This window comes from Streptomyces anandii JCM 4720, assembly GCF_014650655.1.
Taxonomy (GTDB): domain Bacteria; phylum Actinomycetota; class Actinomycetes; order Streptomycetales; family Streptomycetaceae; genus Streptomyces; species Streptomyces anandii.
This window is the reverse complement of sequence record NZ_BMVJ01000006.1, coordinates 216,991-223,214: the sequence shown is the minus strand read 5'-3', so window position 1 is coordinate 223,214 and position 6,224 is coordinate 216,991. Positions and strand designations below refer to the sequence as shown.

Sequence of the window (6,224 nt, the reverse complement as noted above, 5' to 3'; positions counted from 1 at the left end):
TCACTTCGTCGCCGGGCACGGCGGTACGGCCAGGTCAGCGTACGGCTACGGCAGGACCGCGAAGCCGTCCAGTTCGACCAGTGCTGTCTCGTCCCAGAGGCGGGTCACCTGTACGACTGCCATCGCGGGGTAGTCGCGGCCTGCCAAGTCGCGCCAGATGCGGCCGAGTTCGGCGGCGTGGTCGCGGTAGTCGGCCACGTTGGTGGCGTAGACCGTGACGCGGGTCAGGGTCGCGGGGGTGCCACCGGCGGTGCGCAGGGCCGTGAGGAGGTTGGTCAGGGCCCGCTCGAACTGTTCGGGGAGGGTGTCGCCGGTGATCTTGCCGTCGGTGTCGATGGCCGTCTGTCCGGCCAGGAACACCAGCCGCGAGCCGGTGGCCACCACGGCGTGGGAGAAGCCCGTGGGCGGGGACAGCTCGGGCGGGTTGACTCGCTCGGCGGTCACAGGGCCTCCTTCGGGGGACTTGACGGGTGGCCGGTGTTCACTCGGCCTCCCCGGTCGCCTGTTGTGCGTACAGCTCCTTGGCGATGATGCCGCGCTGCACCTCGCTCGCGCCCTCGTAGATCCGGGGGGCGCGGACCTCGCGGTAGAGGTGTTCGAGGAGGTGGCCCCGGCGCAGGGCGCGGGCGCCGTGCAGCTGGACGGCCGCGTCGACGACGTACTGCGCGGTCTCGGTGGCGAGCAGCTTGGCCATGGCCGCGCGCCGGGGCACGTCGGGAGCCCCGGCGTCGTACGCCGTCGCCGCCGCGTAGACCATGAGGCGGGCCGCCTCCGTGCGCAGGGCCATCTCGGCGACCTGGTGGGCGACGGACTGCAGGTCGCTCAGCTTGCCGCCGAAGGCGTCCCGGCGTGCGGTGTGGGCGAGGGCCGCCTCCAGGGCCGCCTGCGCCATGCCGACGGCGAAGGCGCCGACGCTGGGGCGGAACAGGTTGAGGGTGCCCATGGCGACCCGGAAGCCGCGGTCCGCCTCGCCGAGCACGTCGTCCGCGGTGACCGGGACGTCGTCGAAGCCGAGGGTGCCGATGGGGTGCGGGGAGAGCATCTCCAGCGGGCTGCCGGTGAGGCCGGGGCGGTCGGCGGGGACCAGGAAGGCGGTCACTCCGCGGGAGCCGGCGCCGGGTGTGGTGCGCGCGAAGACGGTGTAGAGGTCGGCCTCGGGGGCGTTGGAGATCCAGCACTTCTCACCGGTCAGCCGCCAGCGGGAGGGGCCGTCGGGGCGGGCCGCGAGTTCCAGCGCCGCCGCGTCAGAGCCCGCGCCCGGCTCGCTCAGCGCGAAGGCGGCGACCGCGGTGCCGTCCGTCACGGCCGGCAGCCACCGCTCGCGCTGGGCCGGGGTGCCGTGCGCGTGGACCGGGTGGGCGCCCAGGCCCTGGAGGGCGAGGGCGGTCTCGGCCTCGGTGCAGGCCTGGGCCAGCGACTCGCGCATCAGGCACAGGTCGAGGGCACCGGAGGTGAACAGCCGCTCCAGCAGGCCGAGCCGCCCGAGTTCGGCGAGGAGCGCGCGGTTGACGCGGCCTGGCTCGCCCTTCTCCGCGAGCGGGCGCAGCCGGTCGGCGGCCAGGGCGCGCAGCTCGGCGCACCAGGCCGAACGTTCCGGTTCGAGCGAGAATGCGGTCATTCGCCGGTCCTCCCTCCCCCGGGACTCCGGGGTCCGCGGGTCCACGGGTCCGGCTCCACCGTATCGCGCTCCATTGACTGTCGTCACCAACACGATACGCTCCCTGTGCGAGCCCACCACGACAAGGGGGCGAACCGCCATGGACTCCATGAACCCCATGGACCGCACCACCGGCCCCGGGGCAGACCCCGGGCCGCGCACCGCCTCGGCCCACGTCGACACCTTCGCGCGCGACCACCTCCCGCCCCCGGACCAGTGGCCCGAGCTCCGCTTCGACCTGCCCGAGCTGCGCTACCCGGACCGGCTGAACTGCGCGGCCGAGCTCCTCGACGCCACCGCCGACGCCGGACGACCCGCCTTCCGCACCGCCGCCGGTGAGGTGTGGACGTACGGCGAGCTGCGCGCCCGCGTCGACCGGATCGCACATCTGCTGACCGGCGAACTCGGTGTGGTGCCCGGCAACCGCGTGCTGCTGCGCGGGCCCACCACACCCTGGCTCGCGGCCTGCTGGCTGGCCGTGCTGAAGGCGGGCGCGGTCGCCGTCACCGTGCTGGCCCAGCAGCGGCCGCACGAGCTGAGCACGATCTGCGGGATCGCCCGGGTCCGGCACGCGCTGTGCGACATCCGCTCGGTGGACGACCTCGCCAAGGCCGAGGTCCCCGGTCTCGCCATCACCACGTACGGCGGGGACGCCCCCGACGACCTGCTGCGCCGCCCCGCGCCCGGCACCCCGTACCGGGCCGTGGACACCGCGGCCGACGACGTGGCGCTGATCGCCTTCACCTCGGGCACCACCGGGCGGCCCAAGGGCTGTGTGCACTTCCACCGGGACGTCCTCGCGATAGCGGACACCTTCTCCCGGCACGTGCTCCGGCCGCGCGCCGACGACGTCTTCGCGGGCAGTCCCCCGCTCGGCTTCACCTTCGGCCTCGGCGGGCTGGTGGTCTTCCCGATGCGGGTCGGGGCGAGCGCCCTGCTGCTGGAGGAGGCCCACCCGCGGCAACTGCTGGCCGCGGTCGCCGAGCACCGCGTGTCCGTGCTGTTCACCGCGCCGACCGCCTACCGCGCGATGCTCGGCGCGCTGGACGGCCATGACATCTCCTCGCTGCGCCGGTGCGTGTCCGCCGGGGAGAACCTGCCCGCGGCCACCTGGCGCGCGTGGCGCGAGCGGACCGGTCTGCGCATCGTCAACGGCATCGGCGCCACCGAACTGCTGCACATCTTCATCTCGGCGGCGGACGAGGACATCCGGCCCGGCACGACCGGAGTGCCCGTGCCGGGGTGGCGGGCGCGCGTGCAGGACGAGCGGGGCGTGCCCGTGCCGGACGGGGAGCCGGGGCTGCTCGCGGTCCAGGGTCCCGTCGGCTGCCGCTATCTCGCCGACCCGCGCCAGCGTGTCTACGTCCGCGACGGCTGGAACGTCACCGGAGACACCTACGTCCGCGACCCCGACGGGTACTTCCGGTACGTGGCCCGCGCGGACGACATGATCATCTCGGCCGGGTACAACATCGCGGGGCCCGAGGTCGAGGACGCGCTGCTGCGCCACCCGGACGTGGTGGAGGCGGCGGTCGTCGGGCGGCCCGACGAGGCGCGCGGGCAGGTCGTGGTCGCCCACGTGGTGCTCCGGGAGGGCGCGGCACGGGACGCGGAGGCGCTGCGCGCCCATGTGAAGTCCGAGCTGGCGCCGTACAAGTGCCCGCGTGAGATCGTCTTCCTGGAGGCGCTGCCGCGCACGGCGACCGGCAAGCTCCAGCGGTTCCGGCTGCGCGACGAGGGCGCACCGGATGAGGGCGCACCGGACGACGGTGACCGGCAGTGACACCGACGACCTAAAATGATCAATGTGTCCGAGCAGCACGCGCAACACGCCCCGAGGTCCCTCATCGTCACGCTCTACGGAGCGTACGGCCGCTTCGTGCCGGGCCCGCTGCCCGTGGCCGAGCTGATCAGACTGCTGGCCGCGGCGGGGGTGGACGCGCCCTCGGTGCGCTCCTCGGTGTCCCGGCTCAAACGGCGCGGTCTGCTGGTGCCGGCCCGCACCGCGCAAGGTGCGGCGGGCTACGGACTCTCCGAGGAGGCACGGCAGTTGCTGGAGGACGGCGACCGCCGCATCTACGCCGGGGCGCCGCCAGAGGACGAGGGCTGGGTGCTCGCCGTGTTCTCGGTGCCGGAGTCGGAGCGCAACAAGCGGCATGTGCTGCGCTCCCGGCTGGCCGGGCTCGGCTTCGGCACGGCGGCGCCCGGGGTGTGGATCGCCCCGGCCCGGCTGTACGAGGAGACCCGGCACACGCTGCGGCGGCTGGGCCTCGACCCGTACGTGGACTTCTTCGTCGGCGAGCACCTGGGGTTCACGGCGACGGCGGAGGCGGTCGGGCGCTGGTGGGACCTGGCGGCCATCGCCAAGGAGCACGAGGCGTTCCTGGACCGGCACGCGCCCGTGCTGCACGCCTGGGAGCAGCGCGCCGGGACTCCGCCCGAGGAGGCCTACCGCGACTATCTGCTCGCGCTGGACTCCTGGCGGCACCTGCCGTACACCGACCCCGGGCTGCCCGCGCGGCTGCTGCCCACCGACTGGCCCGGGGCCCGTTCGGCCGCTGTCTTCCGGGGGCTGCACGAGCGGCTGCGGGATGCGGGCGCGGAGTTCGCCGGGCTCTGACCGCCCGCCCTGCCCGCACGCTTCCCCGCGTCGCCCCGAAACTCAACCGCCCAGGCTCAGGCGGGGCTTGGGCCCGTCGGTGCGGCCGGTCCGGGGGCGGCGGCTGCCCGCGCGGTAGGGCGCGGGCCAGACGGCGGCCTCGCCCGCGTAGCCCTGCTCGGCCGCCGCGTGCAGCGTCCAGTGCGGGTCGTACAGATGCGGGCGGGCCAGTGCGCACAGGTCCGTGCGCCCGGCCAGGATCAGGGAGTTGACGTCGTCCCAGGACGAGATCGCGCCGACCGCGATCACCGGGACGCCCACCTCGTGCCGTATCCGGTCGGCGAACGGCGTCTGGTACGACCGCCCGAACTCGGGCCGCTCCCCCGCCACCACCTGCCCGGTGGAGACGTCGATGGCGTCGGCGCCGTGCTCGGCGAAGGCGCGGGCGATCGCGACGGCCTCCTCGTCCGTCGTGCCGCCCTCGGCCCAGTCGGTGGCGGAGATCCGTACGGTCATGGGCCGTTCCTCCGGCCACACCGCGCGCACCGCGTCGAAGACCTCCAGCGGATAGCGCAGCCGCTTGTCCAGTGAGCCGCCGTAGGCGTCGGTGCGGTGGTTGGTCAGCGGGGAGAGGAAGCCGGAGAGCAGATACCCGTGGGCGCAGTGCAGTTCGAGCAGGTCGAAGCCGGCCCGGGCGGCGCGCGCGGCGGAGGCGGCGAACTGCTCGCGCACATCGGTGAGTTGCGAGCGCGAGAGCTGCCGAGGGACCTGGCTGTCCGGGCGGTACGGCAGCGGGGATGCGGCCGCCAGCGGCCAGTTGCCCTCGGGCAGCGGCTCGTCCATGCCCTCCCACATCAGTCTGGTCGAGCCCTTGCGGCCGCTGTGCCCGAGCTGGACGCCGATGGCGGTGCCCGTCGCCTGCCGGTGCACGAAGCCGGTGATCCGCCGCCAGGCCTCGGCCTGTCCCGCGGTCCACAGGCCCGCGCAGCCCGGGGTGATGCGGCCCTCGGGGCTGACGCACACCATCTCCGTCATCACCAGGCCGGCGCCGCCGAGGGCGCGGGCGCCGAGGTGGACGAGGTGGAAGTCGCCGGGGACGCCGTCGACGGCGGAGTACATGTCCATCGGCGAGACGACGACCCGGTTGCGCAGGGTCAGCCCTCGCAGCCGGAACGGGGTGAACATCGGGGGCGTGCCGGGCGGGCAGCCGAACTCGCGCTCCACGGCCTCGGTGAAGCGGGCGTCGCGCAGCCGCAGGTTGCCGTGGGTGACGCGGCGGCTGCGGGTGAGCAGGTTGAAGGCGAACTGGCGGGGCGGCTGGCCGAGGTACAGGCCGAGGTTCTCGAACCACTCCAGGCTGGCGCGGGCGGCCCGCTGGGTGGAGGCGACGACGGGTTTGCGCTCCGTCTCGTAGGCGGCGAGGGCCTCCTGGAGCGTGGGCCGCTCCTCCAGGCAGGCGGCGAGCGCGAGGGCGTCCTCGACGGCGAGCTTGGTGCCGGAGCCGATGGAGAAGTGCGCGGTGTGGGCGGCGTCGCCGAGCAGGACCAGGTTGCCGTGCGACCAGTGCTCGTTGACGACCGTGCGGAAGGTGGTCCAGGCGGATTTGTTGGACCGCAGCGGGCGGCCGCCGAGCGCGTCGGCGAAGATCTTGGCGCAGCGCTCGACGGACTCCTGCTCGTCCGTCTCCGCGAAGCCGGCCGCCCGCCACACCTCCTCGCGCATCTCGACGATGACGGTGGAGGCGTCGGCCGCGTACGGATAGCCGTGCAGTTGCATCACGCCGTGCTCGGTCTCGGCGATCTCGAAGCGGAAGGCGTCGAAGGGGAAGTCGGCGGCGAGCCAGATGTAGCGGCAGCGGTGGCCGGTCACGTGCGGTCCGAAGGCGTGGGCGTACGCCTCGCGGGTGGTGCTGTGCACTCCGTCGGCCGCGATCACCAGGTCGTACGCCCGGGTGAGCGCGGCGGCGTC

General features: G+C 74.2%; 5 protein-coding genes. 2 read left to right on the top strand and 3 right to left on the bottom strand.

Annotated features, from left to right (window positions below):
* Positions 1-45: 45 nt before the first annotated feature.
* Together IE249_RS13725 and IE249_RS13720 are read right to left on the bottom strand one after the other, a co-directional pair.
* Complete coding sequence (locus IE249_RS13725; protein ID WP_189705086.1) at positions 46-444, bottom strand: RidA family protein; 399 nt, start codon at positions 442-444, stop codon at positions 46-48.
* A 37-nt stretch (positions 445-481) separates the two neighbouring features.
* On the bottom strand, positions 482-1,618 hold the full coding sequence (locus IE249_RS13720; RefSeq protein ID WP_189705085.1) for an acyl-CoA dehydrogenase family protein: 1,137 nt from the start codon (positions 1,616-1,618) through the stop codon (positions 482-484).
* Positions 1,619-1,766: 148 nt separating this feature from the next.
* Between IE249_RS13720 and IE249_RS13715 the strand changes: the two genes are divergently transcribed.
* Positions 1,767-3,440: an AMP-binding protein gene (locus IE249_RS13715; RefSeq protein WP_229858470.1), complete on the top strand. Its 1,674-nt coding sequence runs from the start codon at positions 1,767-1,769 to the stop codon at positions 3,438-3,440.
* A 15-nt stretch (positions 3,441-3,455) separates the two neighbouring features.
* Positions 3,456-4,277 carry a PaaX family transcriptional regulator gene (locus IE249_RS13710; protein WP_189705084.1) on the top strand — a complete coding sequence of 274 codons (822 nt, stop codon included), beginning with the start codon at positions 3,456-3,458 and terminating at the stop codon, positions 4,275-4,277.
* A 42-nt stretch (positions 4,278-4,319) separates the two neighbouring features.
* On the opposite strand, the gene IE249_RS13705 is transcribed toward IE249_RS13710, so the two are convergent.
* Positions 4,320-6,224 (bottom strand): oxidoreductase (locus IE249_RS13705; protein WP_229858395.1); only part of this gene is annotated, 1,905 nt, incomplete at its 5' end.

Coding starts and splice junctions, on each gene's coding strand:
- IE249_RS13710 (WP_189705084.1), top strand. CDS start 3,456: ATGATCAATGTGTCCGAGCAGCACGCGCAACACGCCCCGAGGTCCCTC.
- IE249_RS13715 (WP_229858470.1), top strand. CDS start 1,767: ATGAACCCCATGGACCGCACCACCGGCCCCGGGGCAGACCCCGGGCCG.
- IE249_RS13720 (WP_189705085.1), bottom strand. CDS start 1,618: ATGACCGCATTCTCGCTCGAACCGGAACGTTCGGCCTGGTGCGCCGAG.